At 69.3% G+C, this 381-nt stretch carries 1 protein-coding gene; it reads right to left on the bottom strand.

Going from position 1 to position 381, the window contains the following annotated elements:
- Positions 1–381 (bottom strand): Crp/Fnr family transcriptional regulator (locus tag GV818_RS34005; protein ID WP_161778771.1); only part of this gene is annotated, 381 nt, incomplete at both ends.

The following is a 381-nucleotide window of genomic DNA, read 5'->3' as shown; positions in this document are numbered from 1 at the left end:
CGCGTCGACGATCTCGACTGTCCGGTAATGGCAGCGGATCCAGCCTGCACGCTGCCAGGCCTGCAGGTACTTCGAGATCGTCTGTCGCGAGCGTGCCAGCATGCGGCCCAGTTCTTCATTGCTGGCGGCCACGGTGCGGCCATCACCGGCGCGGGCGAGCTGCAGCAGGCGTTGGGCAAGGCGCGCATCGGCGGGCATTTCGCTGGCGTGCTCGAACTCGTCGAAGATCAGGCGGATGCGCTGGCAGAGCTGCTGCATCAGCGCCCACATGCCGGCCGGGTAGGCTGACACCACACGCGCAAACGCCGCGCTGCCCAGCAGGACGAGCGTGGTCGGCCCCTGCGCATGGGCGCTGTGCGTGCGGCCGCCGCCGTCGATGAG

It is taken from the genome of Pseudomonas sp. Fl4BN1, assembly GCF_009908285.1.
Lineage (GTDB): Bacteria > Pseudomonadota > Gammaproteobacteria > Pseudomonadales > Pseudomonadaceae > Aquipseudomonas.
Note: the sequence above shows the minus strand (reverse complement) of the source record. Positions and strands in the feature narration are given on the sequence as shown.